The 17,827-nt window shown below is 53.3% G+C and carries 19 protein-coding genes; 8 read left to right on the forward strand and 11 right to left on the reverse strand.

Going from position 1 to position 17,827, the window contains the following annotated elements:
* The 3 genes from ACTG34_RS03805 to ACTG34_RS03815 all read right to left on the reverse strand — a co-directional run.
* On the reverse strand, nt 1–833 hold an 833-nt coding region (locus ACTG34_RS03805), incomplete at its 3' end, for an elongation factor Tu (protein ID WP_439103685.1).
* 141 nt (nt 834–974) lie between these two features.
* The gene (locus ACTG34_RS03810; protein WP_439103686.1) at nt 975–1,667 is read right to left on the reverse strand and encodes a hypothetical protein; all 693 of its coding nucleotides are present in this window, start codon (nt 1,665–1,667) and stop codon (nt 975–977) included.
* A gap of 11 nt (nt 1,668–1,678) precedes the next feature.
* A complete protein-coding gene (locus tag ACTG34_RS03815; RefSeq protein WP_439103749.1) occupies nt 1,679–4,024 on the reverse strand; it encodes a DNA topoisomerase IV subunit A in 2,346 nt (781 codons plus the stop codon).
* 160 nt (nt 4,025–4,184) lie between these two features.
* Here ACTG34_RS03815 and ACTG34_RS03820 point away from each other — a divergent pair, with 160 nt between their 5' ends.
* The 6 genes from ACTG34_RS03820 to ACTG34_RS03845 all read left to right on the forward strand — a co-directional run bounded on the left by ACTG34_RS03820 (nt 4,185) and on the right by ACTG34_RS03845 (nt 8,442).
* Nucleotides 4,185–4,799, forward strand: coding sequence for an SH3 domain-containing protein (locus ACTG34_RS03820; RefSeq protein ID WP_439103687.1), 615 nt, complete (start codon nt 4,185–4,187; stop codon nt 4,797–4,799).
* Nucleotides 4,800–4,869: 70 nt separating this feature from the next.
* Nucleotides 4,870–5,703, forward strand: coding sequence for an SDR family NAD(P)-dependent oxidoreductase (locus ACTG34_RS03825; RefSeq protein ID WP_439103688.1), 834 nt, complete (start codon nt 4,870–4,872; stop codon nt 5,701–5,703).
* 106 nt (nt 5,704–5,809) lie between these two features.
* Complete coding sequence (locus tag ACTG34_RS03830) at nt 5,810–6,007, forward strand: twin transmembrane helix small protein (RefSeq protein ID WP_439103689.1); 198 nt, start codon at nt 5,810–5,812, stop codon at nt 6,005–6,007.
* A gap of 14 nt (nt 6,008–6,021) precedes the next feature.
* A complete protein-coding gene (locus ACTG34_RS03835; RefSeq protein WP_439103690.1) occupies nt 6,022–6,594 on the forward strand; it encodes a cob(I)yrinic acid a,c-diamide adenosyltransferase in 573 nt (190 codons plus the stop codon).
* A gap of 175 nt (nt 6,595–6,769) precedes the next feature.
* Nucleotides 6,770–7,522 (forward strand): electron transfer flavoprotein subunit beta/FixA family protein, encoded by a 753-nt coding sequence (locus ACTG34_RS03840; RefSeq protein ID WP_439103691.1) that lies wholly within the window; start codon nt 6,770–6,772, stop codon nt 7,520–7,522.
* On the forward strand, nt 7,522–8,442 hold the full coding sequence (locus tag ACTG34_RS03845) for an electron transfer flavoprotein subunit alpha/FixB family protein (RefSeq protein WP_439103692.1): 921 nt from the start codon (nt 7,522–7,524) through the stop codon (nt 8,440–8,442). The genes ACTG34_RS03840 and ACTG34_RS03845 overlap by 1 nt, the downstream gene beginning before the upstream one ends.
* Nucleotides 8,443–8,533: 91 nt before the next feature.
* Here the strand turns inward: ACTG34_RS03845 and ACTG34_RS03850 are convergent, their stop codons facing one another.
* Complete coding sequence (locus tag ACTG34_RS03850) at nt 8,534–9,364, reverse strand: DUF6473 family protein (RefSeq protein WP_439103693.1); 831 nt, start codon at nt 9,362–9,364, stop codon at nt 8,534–8,536.
* Nucleotides 9,365–9,537: 173 nt separating this feature from the next.
* Between ACTG34_RS03850 and ACTG34_RS03855 the strand changes: the two genes are divergently transcribed.
* Nucleotides 9,538–10,413, forward strand: a complete 876-nt coding sequence (locus ACTG34_RS03855) for a 3-hydroxybutyryl-CoA dehydrogenase (protein WP_439103694.1) — start codon at nt 9,538–9,540, stop codon at nt 10,411–10,413.
* A gap of 3 nt (nt 10,414–10,416) precedes the next feature.
* Here ACTG34_RS03855 and ACTG34_RS03860 read toward each other — a convergent pair whose 3' ends face one another.
* Genes ACTG34_RS03860 through ACTG34_RS03890 form a run of 7 tightly spaced genes read right to left on the reverse strand, consistent with a single transcriptional unit; the run spans nt 10,417 to nt 15,829 of the window.
* A complete protein-coding gene (locus tag ACTG34_RS03860) occupies nt 10,417–11,298 on the reverse strand; it encodes a lysophospholipid acyltransferase family protein (RefSeq protein ID WP_439103695.1) in 882 nt (293 codons plus the stop codon).
* A gap of 26 nt (nt 11,299–11,324) precedes the next feature.
* Nucleotides 11,325–11,600 (reverse strand): HPr family phosphocarrier protein, encoded by a 276-nt coding sequence (locus tag ACTG34_RS03865; protein ID WP_439103696.1) that lies wholly within the window; start codon nt 11,598–11,600, stop codon nt 11,325–11,327.
* Nucleotides 11,601–11,623: 23 nt separating this feature from the next.
* Entirely contained in the window at nt 11,624–12,016 is a 393-nt protein-coding gene (locus ACTG34_RS03870; RefSeq protein WP_439103697.1) for a PTS sugar transporter subunit IIA, read from the reverse strand.
* Nucleotides 12,013–12,912: an RNase adapter RapZ gene (rapZ, locus tag ACTG34_RS03875; RefSeq protein WP_439103698.1), complete on the reverse strand. Its 900-nt coding sequence runs from the start codon at nt 12,910–12,912 to the stop codon at nt 12,013–12,015. The genes ACTG34_RS03870 and rapZ overlap by 4 nt, the downstream gene beginning before the upstream one ends.
* 26 nt (nt 12,913–12,938) lie before the next feature.
* Nucleotides 12,939–13,400, reverse strand: a complete 462-nt coding sequence (locus ACTG34_RS03880) for an HPr kinase/phosphorylase (RefSeq protein ID WP_439103699.1) — start codon at nt 13,398–13,400, stop codon at nt 12,939–12,941.
* Nucleotides 13,397–15,118, reverse strand: a complete 1,722-nt coding sequence (locus ACTG34_RS03885) for a sensor histidine kinase (protein ID WP_439103700.1) — start codon at nt 15,116–15,118, stop codon at nt 13,397–13,399. The genes ACTG34_RS03880 and ACTG34_RS03885 overlap by 4 nt, the downstream gene beginning before the upstream one ends.
* 9 nt (nt 15,119–15,127) lie before the next feature.
* The gene (locus tag ACTG34_RS03890; protein ID WP_439103701.1) at nt 15,128–15,829 is read right to left on the reverse strand and encodes a response regulator transcription factor; all 702 of its coding nucleotides are present in this window, start codon (nt 15,827–15,829) and stop codon (nt 15,128–15,130) included.
* Between the two features lie 408 nt (nt 15,830–16,237).
* On the opposite strand from ACTG34_RS03890, the gene ACTG34_RS03895 reads away from it, so the two are divergent.
* Nucleotides 16,238–17,827: phosphoenolpyruvate carboxykinase (locus ACTG34_RS03895; RefSeq protein WP_439103702.1), on the forward strand; the 1,590-nt coding region annotated here is incomplete at its 3' end.

The following is a 17,827-nucleotide window of genomic DNA, read 5'->3' on the forward strand; positions in this document are numbered from 1 at the left end:
CCGCGCAACAATGCGCCGATGTTGTCGCCAGCTTCACCGCGATCAAGCAGTTTGCGGAACATTTCAACACCCGTACAAATCGTTTTCGTGGTGTCTTTGATACCAACGATTTCGAGCTCGTCACCAACGTTGACAACACCGCGCTCAACGCGACCCGTCACAACAGTACCGCGACCGGAAATCGAGAACACGTCCTCGATCGGCATCAAGAACGGCTTATCAACCGCGCGTGCCGGTGTCGGGATGTAGCTGTCAACAGCTTCCATCAGCTTGCGGATGGAGTTCTCGCCGATTTCCTCGTCGCGACCTTCCATAGCCGCAAGCGCGGAGCCCGGGATCACTGGAATGTCGTCACCCGGGTAGTCGTAGGACGACAACAACTCACGGATTTCCATTTCAACCAGCTCGAGCAACTCTTCGTCGTCAACCTGATCAACTTTGTTCATGTAGACAACCATGTGCGGGATGCCAACCTGACGACCGAGCAAGATGTGCTCGCGCGTCTGTGGCATCGGGCCGTCAGCGGCGTTCACAACCAAGATCGCGCCATCCATCTGCGCCGCACCCGTGATCATGTTTTTTACGTAGTCGGCGTGACCAGGACAGTCAACGTGGGCGTAGTGACGGGCTTCCGTCTCGTACTCAACGTGGGCTGTCGAAATCGTGATCCCACGTGCTTTCTCTTCCGGCGCGCCGTCGATCTGGTCGTAGGCTTTAAAGTCACCAAAGTACTTGGTGATCGCTGCCGTCAGCGTCGTCTTGCCGTGGTCAACGTGACCGATCGTGCCAATGTTCACGTGCGGTTTGTTGCGTTCAAACTTACCTTTAGCCATATCGAGGCGCCTCTTGGTTTGAAAGGGCCACAATGACCCGAATTAACATCGCGGGCTAGTTATTGGCTATCGAGACAAAAATCAAGCACCAGTTGCAAATTCCGGCATTCTATTCGTTGCCTTGTGCGCGCAAGTCTCAGACTACTGGGGCTGCGATTGCGCCTGTTCCGCAGCCTGCTGTTCCGCCGCCACCTTTTGTGCCTCTGCTATCGCAGCAGGATCAGCATTCGCGGCCAGCAACTCCAAGGCCGCAGCGGTATCATCTTCTTGCGTGATCTCAGCATCCACAGCCGCCACACCAAACCAATCACCGTTCTCTTCAAGCCAACGCTCGATGCGACGCGCTGCGTTGCGACTCAAGACATCTATTTGCTGTTGTTTTTTGCGCGTAATGCCCGAACCGATCAAGGTTTGTGCAGACGTGCCTTCGAAGATCGTCAACAAACGCGGCTCTTCGTTAAGCTTGCCGCCGGCGGCATCATCCCATGCCGTAACCGTCAAAATATACGCCGATTTCGGCTTAAAGACGATCGGGATTCCCGGCATTGCAAGGGCATAGGCCTCGACCTTGATGCCGAGGTGATAGAGTTTATCGCCGTCATACCGCCCAAGACGCTCCGCCAACGCCGCTGTCAGAGAGTCTTTGATTTCGTCTGGCTCCGCTGTGCGCGAAAACACACCTTTTTGCATGCCATCAGCGACAACAATATTATGGCCAAACGAAAAGTCGCCAAGTTGAAGTTTCGGGGTCTCTTGGGTGACCATTTTTGCCTCTCCACACGCGACAAGCGTGAGTGCGGCGAGAAAGGCGAGAAAAGTCCGAAATACCAACATGTAAACCTCTTTTATGAAAACTTATTGTCGCGCGGGAAACCATGCGGTGGCTGTTTGCCAACGCCCGCCCGCTTGCCAAGCCATGGCCCCAAATCTCTTTCGGTGCGGGTGTTCCCCCCACCCATCGTCCAACTCAACCCCTCATCGAGTACGAAGGTCGTCAGATCGGACAGGCCCCCGTCGAGCTCAAGCATGCCTTGCGCACCACGAGCTTGTCCGTATTTTTGCAAACGCACGCCCTTGCCGCGCCCCATTTCTGGAATCTCGGACAAGGCAAACACGAGGAAGCGCCTGTTTTGCGAAATCACTGCAACGTGGTCGCCATGAATGCGGTGCGCAACTTTGGTCACTTCGCCATCCTTCACGTTGAGAACTTGTTTCCCGCTACGTGTCTGCGCCACAACATCCTTTTCGGCCACGATGAAGCCATTGCCAACGTTGGACGCCATTAGGAGTTTGGCTTCGGGGTCATGCTTTAATATGTCGACAATATCGACCTCATTGGGCAAATCCACCATCAACCGCAATGGCTCGCCCATGCCGCGTCCGCCCGGCAACGTTGCCGCTGATAGAGTAAAGATTCGACCGTTATTCCCAACCACAAGTAACTTGTCCGTCGTTTCAGCGTGGAAGGTAAATCGTGGCCCATCGCCGTCCTTAAACTTCAACTCGCGCGTCAGATCGATATGCCCTGACATAGCGCGAATCCACCCCATTTGCGAGCATACAACAGTGATCGGTTCGCGCTCGATCATAGCTTCCAAAGGGACATCCTCGACCTCAGTCGCCTCGGCAAATTGCGTCAAACGCATGCCGCGCGGGTAGTCTTTACCAAATGTCTTTTTGACCTCGCGCAACTCATCAGAGATCCGCACCCATTGCACGTCTTCGTTAAGAATCAAGTCTTCAAGAATCGCACGCTCCGCCATCAAGGCGTCACGTTCCTTCACCAACTCTATTTCCTCAAGGCGGCGCAAGCTGCGTAGGCGCATGTTGAGAATGGCTTCCGCCTGAACCTCGGTCAATTCACCTTGATCATCGCCCGCGGGAAGAGGCGATACATAGTCTTTTTCGGTCATGGCGCGCGCAACACCGCGCCCCCATTCCTCGGCCATCAATGCGGCTTTAGGATCATCATCATAGCGAATGATATCAATCACGCGGTCGAGGTTTAGAAAGGCAATGATAAAGCCTTCGAGCACCTCAAGGCGGTGATCAATCTTGTCCATCCGGTGCTGGCTTCGGCGGTGTAGAACAATACGGCGATGATCGAGCCAAGCACGTAACACTTCTTTGAGCGAACAGACCTTGGGTGTGCGCCCGTCGATCAGCACATTCATATTCATCGAGAATCGCGTTTCCAGATCGGAATTGCGAAACAGCGTGCTCATCAACACATCGGGATCAACGTTTTTGGACTTGGGCTCCAATACAACGCGAATGTCCTCAGTGCTTTCGTCGCGCACATCGGCGAGGATCGGGACTTTTTTAGTCTGGATCAACTCGGCAAGTTTCTCGATCAATTTGGATTTAGCCACCTGATAGGGAATCTCGGTAACGACGATCTGCCACACACCACGCCCTAGATCCTCGACCTCCCATTTGGCGCGAAGGCGAAACGATCCACGGCCAGTTGCATAACTCTTTGCCATGCTCTCCGCAGGCTCTACGATAACACCGCCGGTGGGAAAATCTGGCCCCTTCACGTAATTAAGCAGAGTCTCGTCACGCACATCGGGAGTCTTGATCATGTGCAGCGAGGCATCAATCAGCTCAATAATGTTGTGTGGCGGAATATTTGTCGCCATGCCAACCGCGATGCCAGTCGACCCGTTGGCGAGCAAATTTGGAAAGGCAGCGGGGAGAACAACCGGTTCGGTCAGTGTGCCGTCATAATTCTCGCGAAAATCGACCGCATTCTCATTGAGGCCCTCAAGCAACGCTTCTGCCGCCGCCGTCATCCGTGCTTCGGTATACCGTGATGCCGCCGGGTTATCGCCATCGATGTTGCCGAAATTCCCCTGACCATGCACCAGCGGATAGCGCACGTTGAAGTCCTGAGCCAAGCGCGCCATCGCATCATAAATCGCCATGTCACCGTGAGGATGATAGTTCCCCATCACATCGCCCGAAATCTTTGCCGACTTGCGAAACCCGCCTGTAGACGACAGGCGCAATTCACGCATCGCGTACAAAATACGGCGGTGAACCGGCTTTAACCCGTCACGCGCATCAGGCAATGCACGGTGCATAATCGTTGACAGTGCATAGGTTAAATACCGTTCACCGATGGCACGGCGCAGGGGTTCAAATATTTCGCTGCCCTCAGGCACGGTGTCTGTCAAATCATTGCTCATGGCAATTGAATACAGGTCCACGTCCGCGCCGACAAGCGGCGCTGTCGCAACACTCCTCTAAAGAAATGAGTTTCTGGTGGTTGCCCCGATAGCGCCGCCCGCGTAAAGGGATACACTAATATATACTTTTGTTTGTGTAATTGGTGACTGGGGGGTTGCTATGATACGTTTGACTGCCTGGACCTTGGCGGGTCTTTTTGCTGTACTTTATATCTTTGGCGGTGATTTGTCGGACGCCGAAATCGCTGAACGTGATGCTCGTCATGCCAATCGCACGCCGATCATGGCAATGGTGCAAAACGCTTTTGACGACCATAGCAAACGAAAGGGCGATTACGTTCCTACGCTTGCACAGATCGAATCAGGTCACCAGAGTTTGGCGGCTCCCGATATCAAGGTAGCGTCTCTCCACACATCGGTGTCAAAGCCTGATCGTCCGTCGTTCTCGCAAGTGAGTTACACCCAAGAACCACGAGCTAATCTGATCACGTCCGCATCTCATGTTACAACATCCGCGAGCGAACCTGAGCGGCTCGCGTCTCTTGTCGCCCCCGCGGGTGACGTCACAAATATGATGCTCGGAGTTGTCACTGGCAAACGCGTAAACGTACGATCAGGCCCCTCAACCTCAAACGAAGTTCTCGGCCAAGTGGTCCAGGCGGACATTGTGCGTGTCATACCCTCCCCTCACAATGGTTGGGTTAAGATCTCCGTAGAGGGTGAAGGCGTCGAGGGTTACATGTCTGCACGTTTTATTGACGCCATAGAACAATAGTCGCACCTTCGGGTTTCCAGTCGGTCACGTGTTGAGCTAAGCCTGTTGCACCCACGCAATCGAGGTATTCATGCAAAGCATTCTAATCACCGGCTGTTCCACAGGCATAGGTTATCACGCGGCACATGCGCTGCGCGCAGATGGATGGCGGGTTTTTGCGACCTGCCGCAAAGATAACGATTGCGCCCGCTTGCGCGATGAGGGCCTTGAGAGCTTTCGGATAGACTATGAAGATTCTGCGTCCATCAAAGCAGGATTTGACGAAGCCATATCGAGAACGGACGGAACCCTTGATGCGCTGTTTAACAATGGCGCGTACGCTATTCCCGCCGCCGTCGAAGATTTGCCCGTAGATGCCTTACGCCAAAACTTTGAGGCCAATGTCTTTGGATGGCACGACCTCACCCGCCGCGTCATTCCCGTGATGCGCGCACAAGGGCATGGGCGCATCGTGCAATGTTCGTCAGTTTTAGGGATCATGGCGATGCCGTGGCGCGGCTCATACAACGCTACAAAATTCGCAATCGAGGGGCTAACCGATACAATGCGCCTTGAAATGCGCGGCACGGGAATTGATGTAATCTCCATTGAGCCTGGACCAATCGGAACGTCCTTTCGCCTAAATGCACGAAAGCAATTTGACACATGGATTGATTGGAAAGCGTCGGCGCGGGCCGATCATTACCGCACTGTCCTTGTACCGCGCCTCTATAAAGCTGCCGAAACGAGTACACCCGATCCCTTTGAACTCGGCCCCGATGCGGTCACAGCGAAGCTCAAGCGCGCCCTGACGTCTCGCCGCCCAAAAGCACATTACTATGTAACCACGCCCACCTACATCGCGGCACTCGCACGGCGTTTTTTACCGCAACGCGCAATGGATGCGCTTATGGCGCGGGCATAACGCTGGAACACGCCGCGGCGTTTCGCGTGTTTTGACACTGAGAAAAATGCGCTATGTCCCTCTCAACATCCACCCAAACACTCCTCGACGTTACAAAGGACACTCCATGAGCCCGTTCATTTATCTCATAGGCATCGGCTGCGCTATTGTCGTACTCATTTTGGCCCGCGGCATATCCCACATGGGGCGCGGCGGCATAGATGGCGCCAAAAAAAGTAACAAAATGATGAAGTGGCGGATCATCGCACAATTGGTCGTTGTGATCATAGTCGTGATTTTTGTTGCACTGGGCGGAAACAAATAAGGGAGCGCAACACAATGGTTGTCCTAAACAAGATATACACACGCACCGGCGATAAAGGCGAAACAGCTCTCGGTGACGGAACCCGCGTTGCCAAACACTCCGCTCGCGTCGAAGCCTACGGCACCGTGGACGAATTGAACTCTACACTGGGGCTGGCGCGCTTGCACGCGGACGGTGATATCGACACCGCCCTGTCGCGTATCCAGAACGATTTATTCGACCTCGGCGCAGATCTGTGTCGTCCAAACATGGCGAGCGATGCCGAGGCGGAATATCCGCCGCTGCGTCTGATCGCCTCGCAAACCGATCGCCTCGAGACGGAAATTGATGCGATGAACGCAGATCTAGAACCGCTTCGCTCCTTTATTCTGCCCGGCGGATCCGCTTTGGCGGCACACCTGCATTTATGCCGTACCGTATCGCGCCGCGCTGAGCGTTTGTGTGTCGAATTGGCAACCACAGAAGACGTCAACGAAGCTGCGATCAAATACCTCAATCGCTTGTCTGACTGGTTCTTCGTTGTCGCGCGAGTCGCCAACAATGGCGGCAAAGATGACGTACTTTGGGTGCCTGGCGCGAACAGATAAGGTCGCCGTTCTAGATGTGAGCGCTATCGCTACGTCACTTTTCCTCCAAACGTCACGTCTTTGGAACGAACCGTGGCGTTTTGGGGGTATTTTCTGCGGGCGCGAGCGGGTAATAAAGTTGCTGAAACGAGGACCTCTGCGACACTCGCGGGGGCTGCTAAAGGAGTTTACGCCGATGAAGGTTATAGTGCCTGTCAAACGCGTGATCGACTACAACGTGAAGGTCAAAGTAAAGGCCGATGGCACGGGTGTCGATCTCGCCAACGTCAAAATGTCCATGAACCCGTTCGACGAAATTGCGGTCGAAGAGGCAATCCGCTTGAAAGAAGCGGGCATCGTTGAGGAGATTGTTGTCGTCTCGATTGGCGAGAAAAAATCGACCGACACGATCCGCAACGCGCTCGCAATGGGCGCGGATCGTGGCATCCTTGTCGTGGACGACCAAGGGGTCAACATAGAACCCCTTGCCGTTGCCAAACTCCTGGCCAAGATTGTCGAACAAGAAGCACCACAAATGGTGATCCTTGGAAAACAAGCCATCGACAATGACATGAACGCAACGGGTCAGATGCTGGCCGCCCTGCTCGGCTGGGGACAGGCCACATTTGCCTCTGAAGTCAAAGTTGAAGACGGCAAAGCGATCGTGACACGCGAAGTGGACGGTGGTCTTCAAACCATTTCCGTTAACTTGCCCGCGATTGTGACCACGGACCTGCGTCTAAATGAACCGCGCTATGCGTCCTTGCCAAACATCATGAAGGCTAAGAAAAAGCCGCTGAGCGAAACCTCAACTGCCGACTACGGCGTAGATACAACGCCGCGTCTTACAGTTGTGACGACCGAGGAACCCGCCGCACGTCAGGCTGGTATCATGGTTGCGTCCGTTGACGAGCTTGTGTCCAAACTCAAAGAGGGGGGCCTTATCTGATGTCCGTACTTCTCCTTGCTGAAGTAGCAGGCGGTGAACTTGCCTTCGATGCAACCGCGAAAGCCGTATCAGCTTGTGCGCCACTCGGCGACATCACTGTTTTGGTTTGTGGCCCACAGGCCGCTGCCGACGCAGCCGCGCAAATTAACGGTGTAACAAAGGTGCTTTGCGCCGATGACACCGCCTATGCGAACGGTCTGGCCGAAAATATCGCTGATCTGATCGTATCTCTGGCGGCGGGCATCACACACATCGTCGCGCCAGCTACAACCACAGGTAAAAACGTGTTACCCCGCGTCGCAGCTTTACTGGATGTCATGGTGATTTCCGATGTCATTGCTGTGGTCGACGCGAATACGTTCAAGCGACCTGTTTACGCTGGCAACGCAATTCAAACTGTAAAATCCGAAGATGCAACGAAAATCATCTCGTTTCGCACGGCTACCTTCGACACCGCGGGCACCGGCGGATCTGCATCGATTGACGCAACATCAGGTGCAGGTCACAAAGGTCTCTCCACGTTCGTTGAGGACAAAGTCGCGGTTAGTGATCGCCCAGAACTCACCTCCGCAAAGATCGTCGTCTCTGGCGGGCGCGGCGTAGGATCCGAGGACGATTTCGCGATCATCTCCGCGCTGGCCGATAAATTAGGTGCCGCAGTGGGGGCGTCTCGGGCCGCAGTCGACAGCGGATTTGCCCCGAACGATTGGCAAGTGGGCCAAACTGGAAAAGTTGTTGCCCCAGATCTGTACATCGCCGTTGGCATCTCTGGCGCGATTCAGCACCTTGCAGGCATGAAAGACTCGAAAGTCATTGTTGCGATCAACAAAGACGAAGAAGCGCCCATTTTCCAAGTTGCAGACTTCGGACTCGTTGCCGATCTTTTCGATGCCGTGCCGGAGTTAACAGGCAAGCTTTAAGCCTTCATCTGCCAAGACGCAGAAAGGCCCGCCAAATTGGTGGGCCTTTTTCACAATTTCACTTGCATCCACAAATTTTAAGCGGCGCATCCTACCGTTTGATAGCACGCAACGCCGCTTGGATCTCCGCTGCGGCACGCGCATGCACAATCGGGCCAAGCATCTCTTTGGCTGCTGCGGCCTCCAACTCGGAAAATGCCAATAGATCATAGCCTTGTTCAATCTCGGCTGGCGTCCCAACGATCTCGACAATATCTTTGACCAACGGCCGGATTTCCTCAATCATTTCACGATCCACAAATAGCGGATCTCCACTTATCACATTTGTCGCATCCTTGTCGTCAGGGGCATGATCGGACATCCATAGCAAAACCACATCACCCGGAATGCGTTGTACCATTGTTCGCATCCGTGCGACCCAAGCATCCTTGAGCTCCTGACGAACCATCGCGAATTTTTCCGCAGACGCAGTTTCTAAAGTGCTCAAAAGATGTCGGGTAAAGTTGAAATCAGTAAAGTCGATCTCGCGGTAGATTGTTTTAAGAAGGGTCGATGCCCGCAAAAATCGATCATTACGGCGGGGATGTACGGCGTAAAACCGGTTCGACATGTTTTGTGCACCCGACATTTGCAGCACAGTGACCGCCGCTCGATCACACATATCCATGACGGTTTCATCATTGAGAAACACATCCGTTCCCGCATTCACGCATCCAAGATTTACAGTCGTGATTTCCTCACCCGCACTTACGAGCTCGACAAAGGGAACCGGGACATATTTACCATACGTCTCTGTGCCGCCAAGAAAGGCGATGTAGTCGTCTTGCAAGTCTTTTTTCGGCCCTCGAAAGAGCAGTTTTGACTTGCCATAACGACAAGGAAGATAGTTCAGAGACACCTCTGAGGGATATTGATAAGCCATTTAACCACCCACTGGTTTGTATTTCACCCAAGGTGGAGATTCGCAGATACAAGTTGCGAATTCGCTAAAGTCACAATTCATGCTAAATTTTCACGATCGCTTGCCTCTCGCGGCCCTTGCGCCACATTCATGGCAACGCGTAAGGTTCTATTGTCAAAAAGGAGTTCGGCACCATGAGCATTGCAACCGTAGGAATCGTTGGCGCCGGCCAAATGGGAAATGGCATAGCACACGTTTTCGCGCTCGCGGGGTATGACGTCCTGCTAAATGACATTTCAGCGGAAGCGCTCGAAAAATCCGTAGCTGTGATATCCAGGAACCTTGATCGACAAGTGAGCAAAGACAAAATTTCCACCACAGAAAAAGATGCCGCGATGGCGCGGATCAAGACCACTCAAGCACTTGAAGATTTGGGGAAAACCGATCTTGTGATTGAGGCCGCAACAGAGCGCGAGGATGTAAAGAACGCCATCTTTGCGCAGCTTCTTCCTCACTTGCAAGACCATACAATTCTAACATCGAACACCTCGTCGATTTCAATCACGCGTCTGGCCTCACGTACCGATCGGCCTGAGAAATTCATGGGGTTCCACTTCATGAACCCGGTTCCGATTATGCAACTCGTCGAACTCATTCGTGGTATAGCGACCGACGAGCCAACCTATAAACTGCTTCTCGACGTTGTTGAACGGCTGGGGAAAACAGCCGCAAGTGCAGAGGATTTTCCCGCCTTCATCGTCAACCGCATCTTAATGCCGATGATCAACGAAGCCGTCTATACGCTCTATGAGGGCGTGGGCTCCGTTAAATCCATTGATGAATCGATGAAGCTTGGGGCAAACCACCCGATGGGACCGCTTGAGCTTGCCGATTTCATCGGGCTCGATACCTGCCTGGCGATTATGAATGTGCTGCACGATGGCTTGGCAGATACCAAATACCGGCCCTGCCCGCTTTTAACCAAATATGTTGAGGCCGGTTGGCTTGGCCGCAAAACACAGCGCGGCTTTTACGACTACCGCGGCGATGCTCCGGTCCCGACCCGCTAAACGTTAGTCAGTTCGCCCACCCAGGGCGAGGGTATGACCACGCAACCAATCCATAAATCCACGCGGATTAGCCTTCCATTCCCCGAGCTCACTGGCAAGAATTGGATCTCCAATAATGGGCGACTGAGGCTTATTCATCGAGCGGGCGATTTCGTGAAGCAACAGCCCCTGCCGGATCGTCGCAGAAATCTTGTCCGCGATTTGATAAAGACGCGTATTACGGCCCGGAAAATATATTGGCAAAACCGTTGCACCCGACTTTAAAATCATCTTCGCAGTAAACGGATTCCACTCTTTCTCGACAACAGGTCCGAACATTGTGTGTGATGTGGCCACGGCGCCCGCTGGGAAAAGAACGATTACGCCTCCCGCCTTTAACTGATCCATTGCCTCATGCCGCATCGTGATGGATTTGCGGTGACTGTCTTCTTCGTGAGGAAAGGGAACGGGCAACATAAACGGATCAATTTCGGGAATACCGGTCAAAAGCGAGCGCGTCAAAATTTTATAATCCGTGCGCACCTTCCCAATCAACTCCGCCATGACAAGACCGTCGGTCAACCCGTGTGGATGGTTCGCTACGACCACCAATGGCCCTGTTGAGGGGATTTTCGCGGCTTGCTCGACTGGAGTTTTCACCTCGATGTTCATCACATTGAGAGTCTGCGTGAAAAATCCGTGACCATGAGGCGCACCTAATTTCTCAAAACGACGAATACGACGCAACAGCGGTAACTTGCCCGTCATCCACTCGATTGCGCGGATTATCACAATTTTTGACGGATCAGAAAACGTATTGGCGTATGATAAACGGCGCGCATCATAAGGCGTAAAATCAGCATCGCGCGACGTTACCTCGCCTGTGATAGCGTTCTGGTCGGTCATACTACCCTCGTATCCCGTGGCGGCACTCACATGCCCTCGCCAAATCGGTCCTTGATCAATATTTCGAGCGCATCAGCAAGACCATTTGCCTGCGGACCACTCGTCGTCACATCAATAGTGGTTCCCTTTGAAGCTGCCAACATCAAAAGCCCCATGATGCTATCGCCGCCTGTACACATGCCATCCCTACAGACCTCCGCCGAGGCATCAAATTCCTCAACCTTTTCAACAAACTTTGCTGACGCGCGCGCGTGCAAACCTTTGACATTGATAATCTCGTGGGTACGGAAAACTGACGACATGTTGAATCCTAACTGTTGCGATCTTACTGACCGGCGACATCGAAGCTGTCGATGTATTTGCGCCCTGCAACAAGCGCTTTTGATACGGCGTCATCGACCGTTGTATGGCGCGATTTTGCAAGCTTGATCAGCATCGGCAAATTAGCCCCGTAAATGATTTTACGATCACTATGATGGCAGGCAAGCAAGGACAAATTGGATGGGCTTCCGCCAAACATATCGGTGACCACAACCACTCCGCTACCGGCATCTACAGTATCAGCGGCTAAGCAGATCTCTTGTTGCTTGCCGACTCGATCATGGTCCGGGGCGATGGAGATTGCCTCAATACCTGACTGTTTGCCGACGACATGCTCGACGGCAGCAAGATATTCTTTGGCCAGCCCACCATGTGCGACGATGACAATTCCAATCACGCCAACGTCTCCGTTTCTTTCTTGGGCGCGGTCAAATCGCGCCGTTCCATTTCCCGATGCCTAACTGACACTCGAGAACCACGCTCCGCAAGAGCTTGTGACAAGTTTTCCGCAAGAGTGACGGAACGATGCTGCCCACCTGTGCACCCAAACGCGATAGACAAATGGCGCTTTCCCTCTTCTTCATAAGCTGGCAAAAGCAGCTCTGTCATATCACACACTTTTTCGAAAAAAGCAGCGTAACGCGGGTCAGCCTCGACGTAGGCACGCACCTTTACGTCTAGCCCGTTCAAGCCACGAAGACTTTCCTCCCAATACGGATTGGTAAGAAATCTTACGTCGAACACCATATCGACACCACGCGGCATGCCGCGTTTGTACGAAAAGGACTGTACCGAAATCGCCATATTGGCGCGATCATCGGCGGCGAACCACCGCTCGACCTCATCGCGCAATTGGTGCGGCGTCAATTCGGATGTATCGATCAAAATATCCGCGCGGGTCCGGATCGGAAGCAAAAGGTCTATCTCTCGACCGACACCGACAAGCGCAGTTTCCGCAGGTGCCAACGGATGACGGCGGCGCGTTTCCGAATACCGCCGTACCAGTGCGTCCACCGAAGCGTCGAGGTAAAGTAGCTCGACGTCATAAGTCGAACTGCCCGTGAGGCCGTCAATCACTTCAATCATGCCTGCAATTGAGAAGTCACGGTTACGTACATCGATGCCGAGCGCGAGTGGCCGACGCGTTCCACCTGCTTCAAGTAACCTTGGTAAGATAGACAACGGTAAATTGTCGATCGTCTCGTAACCCAAATCCTCAAGAACGTTAATCGCGGTCGAACGACCGGCACCCGATGGTCCTGTCACCAGCACTACACGGTGGCGCGGCGCCATTATGTTTATTGCCTTACCGTCTTCGGTCACGCGATCCGGCCTCCTTTGAGCCATTGGATCAAAGCGGGAGCAAACTGTGGCCCATCCACTTTGTAAAACAAGGGAATCGAAACACCAATAACGCGCTCATTTCGCACCGGAGGCAAGCGTTCTTCCTCAACTTTTGATAGATCAACAATAGCACGGATGCGACAAGCATCAAACGATGTTGCACTCAGGATCCCGATGCCCCGCGCCTCTATTTGCCCCTTTATGGTAGGGGGAGCGGTTGCGACCACTGCCTGTCCGTCATCGTCCGCGCGCAACAATGTTTGATCATCACATACGAGCGTGGCACCCAATGCCATCAGGGTCAACGATAGCGTCGACTTTCCGCTACCCGATGGCCCGACAATCAGCAAGCCGGCAGACGGCGTAAATGCCACACAACTGGCGTGACACAGCTTGGCGGGTTGGGATTTGGGGGAGGTCACACCCAAACCACTCACACTGGCAGACCGACCACGAAACGCGCACCCAGCGGCTCAGATGTGATATCGGCATCGGTAGGGCGAATATTTTCCGCCCAGATAACGCCACCATGAGCCTCGACAATCTGTTTTGAGATCGCCAGACCAAGGCCCGAGTTGTTGCCAAACTGCCCTTCAGGGCGCTCCGAATAGAACCGCTTAAAGATTTTTGACAAGGCTTGATCTGGGATTCCCGGCCCGGTGTCCTCTACGACGACTAAAACCCTGCTGTCACGTTTGCGCACCCAAACGCGAATCGCATCGCCGTCTTCGCAAAAGGACACTGCATTGGTGATCAAATTTACGAAAACTTGGGCAAGGCGGGCCTCAAGGCCTGCGACGATGATCGGCTCGTCTGGCAAGTCCGCAATAAAATCGACACCTTTCTCTTGGGCATCCTGACCGAGAAACTCGGTCAAATTGGACAGCATTTTGAGAAGGTTGAATTCTTCCTCTTCTTCCTTGACCAACTCACTATCAAGGCGTGATGCATTAGAAATGTCAGAGACAAGGCGATCGAGGCGGCGCACATCATGCTCAATCACATCGAGCAATTTGATACGGTGCTCTTCTTTTTTGACCATCCGCAGTGACCCGACAGCGGAGCGCAGTGACGCCAATGGGTTTTTGATTTCGTGCGCCACGTCTGCGGCGAATTGTTCGTTTGCGTCAATCCGGTCATAGAGTGCAGAGACCATTCCGCGCAAAGCACTGGACAGGCGGCCAATTTCGTCGGGCCGCCCTGACAGATCAGGAATACGCACGCGTCCCGGCGAGACCTTACGACTATTTTTATCCCGACCGACTTCGGCGGCTGCGGCAAGATCCGCAAGAGGGTTTGCAATCGTTGAAGCAAGTACGAGGCTCAACCCGATCGACACAAGAATAGCGATGATAAACACCTGTAAAATCTGCTCACGCTCGACGCGTACAAGCTCGTCAATTTCGCCCTCAGCAGAGACCAACCCCACAACGCCCACGGTTTCGACCCCGTTTTCGCCCTGTAGCGTAATCGGCGCTGCAACGGCAAAAACTGTCGAACCGGTATTGGAAAACCCCGTATCCACACCGATCTGATTTGCAAGGGCGCCATCGATCAAAGGGGCGACATTGGCCGCATCATCATGCGCGAGATTGCCCTCATGTGGCCCCCCTGACGACGAAAATGTCATCGCATTCCACACCTTGTTCAAAAAATCGGAGATGACGGTTGGGCGGCCACCATTGGCATATCCCGCGAGACCCGATGGGCTAAGGCGCGGCTTGCCCACGGTCGACGCCACCAAATCACCCTGAGCGTTGTACAAAAACACATTTTCGCGCAACGGGATTTCGAGAACCGCCATAACGGCTTCATCCTGCGCGGTGATCTCCAGCGTACCATTTGCAGTTGCTTCAAGCATATCTGCGATAAGCGCAGCTTCTGTCACCATCGCGATTTCGCGTTGCGTGACGAGACTATCGCGAAACGGGTTCAAATAGAGAATACCCGAAACCATCAAAATGATCGCAACGAGGTTAAAGGTGATGATTTTTTGCGCCAAAGGTGATCGGTTAACCGCAATGAATTTGCGCCGAGCACGTTTTTCGCGCAAATCGATGTCAGAAATTTTTGGCGCAATCCAATCATCGCCAAGGACAACATCTGCATCCTTGGCGCTTTTGCGTGATCCATCAACTCGGGAGGACAGTGACATGCTCGTCCCTTATTCCTCGTTGTATCGATAACCGATGCCGTAAAGCGTCTCGATTGCGGAAAAATCAGAATCTACCGTGCGCATTTTTTTGCGCAGGCGTTTAATGTGACTATCGATTGTACGATCGTCTACGTAAACCTGATCATCGTAGGCCACATCCATCAGCTGATCGCGGGACTTCACAAAGCCGGGCCGCTGCGCCAACGCTTGCAGTAACAGGAATTCTGTCACTGTAAGAGTAACATCCTTCCCCTTCCACCGCACAGCATGACGCAATGGATCCATGACCAATTCGCCACGCTCCATCATTTTAGTTTCTTCGGTTTCCGCGACCTCAACACCATCGAGGGCCTCTTGGCGCCGCAAAAGCGCACGAATTCGCTCGACCAACAGGCGCTGTGAAAACGGCTTTTTCACATAGTCATCAGCCCCCATGCGCAAACCAAGCACTTCGTCGATCTCATCATCCTTCGATGTTAAAAAAATGACGGGCATGTTCGTTTTTTGCCGCACGCGCTGCAGCAAGTCCATTCCGTCCATACGCGGCATCTTGATGTCAAACACCGCCATATCGGGAAGCTTTTTATTAAAAGCGTCCAAGGCTGATTGACCATCATTATATGTTTCGACCTCGAACCCTTCGGCTTCGAGTGTCATGGAGACGGACGTGAGGATATTCCGGTCGTCATCGACCAAGGCGATCCGAGACATGTTCGGTTTCCTTCAACTGCTCAATAGTTTCGTTTTTGCTCATTCGTTTTGTTACGCATATTCATCCAGACACCTATTCAAATCAAGTGAAACCGCGAATCAGTGCGTAGATGGACTCATTGAAATGCTAAAAAATTCAATGTTTGACTAATTTGCCTCACTTATTATCTGGTTCGCGCCTATTTCCTTGGTCCGCGCGGCAAATCTGCACCGTGATTGCGCTAACTCGAAAATGATTGCGCTAACCCCATTATGGTTGCGCTAACTTTGACTTAGCGCCTGTTTACGGACGATTTCCGCATGTTATAGCCTGCATGTCTCTCGGGCACGACAGACCGCGAATGGCCCTTCGCGTTATTATTTTTGACATCAGGACGCCCACATTGGCGGGGCGGGGAGCTTGGCACTATGGCAACCGGACGCGTGAACCCAGATTTTACATTGGAAACCCAAGGGATCTCTGATCTCGGCAATGTGTATTATAACCTTCTTGAGCCAGCCCTCATCGAAGAGGCACTCAAACGCGGCGAGGGAACGCTTGGCAAAGGTGGCTCACTCTATGTCACCACAGGCGAGCATACGGGGCGCTCTCCCAACGACAAATATGTGGTCCGCACACCTAGCGTTGAAGACACAATCTGGTGGGAAAACAACCAACCGATGGAATCGGACAAGTTTGACGTCCTTTACGCGGACATGGTCGAGCATATGAAAGGTGGCGATTATTTCGTCGAAGATCTCTACGGCGGCGCCGATGCGGCCCACCGTCTTGACGTGCGTATGGTGAGCGAACTCGCATGGCATGCCCTGTTCAACCGCACGATGTTGCGCCGCCCCACGTTGACGGAAGTGGATCACTTCGAAGCAGACTATACCGTCATCAATTGTCCAAGCTTTAAAGCGGACCCCGCAAAACACGGCTGTCGCTCTGGTACCGTGATCGCGCTTAATTTCGATCGCAAACTCATTCTTGTCGGAGGCACCTCCTACGCGGGCGAAAACAAGAAAGGCGTATTTACGCTTCTCAACTACATTCTACCCGGTAAGGGCGTCATGGCGATGCACTGCTCCGCCAACCACGCCCCAGGTAACCCAGTTGATACCGCAGTCTTCTTTGGCCTTTCTGGCACAGGCAAAACAACACTGTCCGCTGACCCTGATCGTATATTGATCGGCGATGACGAACATGGGTGGTCCGAACGCGGCACCTTTAACTTTGAGGGCGGCTGCTACGCCAAGACAATCGATCTTTCAGCAGAGGCAGAGCCAGAAATCTATGCGACAACAACCAAATTCGGGACAGTCATCGAGAACATGGTTTTTGATGAACACACCAAAGATCTCGACTTTGAGGATTCCAGTCTGACCGCAAACATGCGCTGCGCGTACCCGCTGCACTATATTTCGAATGCGTCAGAGACCGCCCTCGGCGGCCACCCCAAAAATATCATCATGCTGACATGTGATGCGTTCGGCGTGCTTCCCCCGATCGCGCGGCTGTCACCTGCGCAAGCGATGTATCACTTCCTCTCTGGTTTCACGTCCAAAGTCGCGGGCACCGAAAAAGGGATTACGGAACCTGTTCCCACGTTCTCGACCTGTTTCGGCGCACCGTTCATGCCGCGCCGGCCAGAGACCTACGGTAATCTGCTACGCGACAAAATTGCCAAACACGGCGCCACCTGCTGGTTAGTAAACACGGGTTGGACCGGCGGTGCGTATGGTATTGGCTCTCGCATGCCGATCAAAGCCACACGCAACTTGCTCCACTCCGCCCTTGATGGCTCGCTTTCCGAGGTTGAATTCCGCAAGGACGAGAACTTTGGCTTCGAAGTCCCCGTCTCGGTTCCGGGCGTAGCCGACATCCTACTCGACCCGCGCCGCACATGGGCAGATAAAGAAGGCTATGACGCCCAAGCTGAAAAGCTTGTCTCAATGTTCTCGGAGAACTTCATCCAGTACCTTGATTACATCGACGACGATGTGAAATCCGCCGCG

This window comes from Celeribacter marinus (genome assembly GCF_965656515.1).
In the GTDB taxonomy this organism is placed as follows: Bacteria; Pseudomonadota; Alphaproteobacteria; order Rhodobacterales; family Rhodobacteraceae; genus Celeribacter; species Celeribacter marinus_D.